This window comes from Morganella sp. HMSC11D09 (assembly GCF_001807955.1).
Classification (GTDB): Bacteria; Pseudomonadota; Gammaproteobacteria; order Enterobacterales; family Enterobacteriaceae; genus Morganella; species Morganella morganii.
Genome location: NZ_KV791660.1, coordinates 1 through 1,143, shown reverse-complemented (window position 1 = coordinate 1,143; position 1,143 = coordinate 1). Strand labels below are relative to the sequence as shown.

General features: G+C 53.1%; 3 protein-coding genes. All 3 read left to right on the top strand.

The window, feature by feature from the left end:
* Nucleotides 1-341, top strand: a 341-nt coding sequence (locus HMPREF3119_RS02645; RefSeq protein WP_070578327.1) for an HK97-gp10 family putative phage morphogenesis protein, incomplete at its 5' end; no start/stop codon positions are given.
* Nucleotides 338-673, top strand: coding sequence for a DUF3168 domain-containing protein (locus HMPREF3119_RS02640; protein WP_070578324.1), 336 nt, complete (start codon nt 338-340; stop codon nt 671-673). The genes HMPREF3119_RS02645 and HMPREF3119_RS02640, both read left to right, overlap by 4 nt.
* Nucleotides 674-732: 59 nt before the next feature.
* Nucleotides 733-1,143: phage tail tube protein (locus HMPREF3119_RS02635; RefSeq protein WP_070578321.1), on the top strand; the 411-nt coding region annotated here is incomplete at its 3' end.

The following is a 1,143-nucleotide window of genomic DNA, read 5'->3' as shown; positions in this document are numbered from 1 at the left end:
CAGCGGATATGCTGCGGGATGAGGTCCGGCAGAGTGCACCCCGCAGAACCGGCAGGTTAGTGCGTAATATCGTTACCGGCGGTCAGCGGAGCCGTTATAAAGGTGAGGTTGTCTCCGGTGTGTACATCCGGGGAACCAATGCCGCCGGAACCAACAGTGATAACACACTGAAAACGGACGATCCGCGTAATGCGTTTTACTGGCGGTTCCTGGAGAACGGCACATCCAAAATGGCACCACAACCGTTTATCCGCTCGGCATTTGACGGTAAGGCAGATGAGGCCGCGGATCTGGCGCTGAGCAAACTCAGTCAGGCTATCGATAAGGTGCTGAGCGGATGAAAGAATCTGATTTGTTTTCTTTGCTTGACCCGGTGCTGCCGGGCAGGGTTTTTCCGTATGTGGCTCCGCAGGATGAGCCTGGAATTCAGCCGCCGTGGTGTGTTTTTTCATTTTATGATACCGGCGGCGATGTGCTGTGCGGCCGTGCTGAGACGATGAGCAATATTCAGATTGATGTGTATGCAAAAACCATCGATGAAGCCCGCCGGATCAGGGAACTGTCTGTTGCTGCTATTTCTCCGCTTTCACCGGCTGAGTTCACTGAGAAACAGGGGTATGAAGCCGATACCGCGCTTTACCGGGCCACGCTGGAGTGTCAGGTCTGGCAATGACGTAATCTTGAACAACAAGCTGCTGCGGCAGCTTTTTTTATACTTACAGGAAAATAACTATGTCTAGCAAATATGAAAAAACACAGGGCACGAAAATCAGTATTTCAAAACTGCCGGCAACAGAAGCAAATCCCGCATCTGCTGAGTTTCTGCCGCTGGCCTGTGCGGCCAAAGAGATCGGTTATACCGGCGGACAGAAATCGGACATTGATGTCACCACCCTGTGTTCGACTGAGCAGGAAATGACTAATGGCCTGGCATCCCCGGGGGAGGTCACAATTTCTGGTAACTGGTCACCGGATGAGGGGCAGGAAGCGCTGCGTGCTGCCTATGACAATGACACGATCCATGCGTTCAAAGTGGAGTTTCCGTCAGGTAATGGTTATGCCTTCCTGGCGGAAGTCCGTCAGAACAGCTGGAGTGTGGCAACCAGCGGGGTAGTCACCGCGTCTTTCACGCTGCGCATGAAA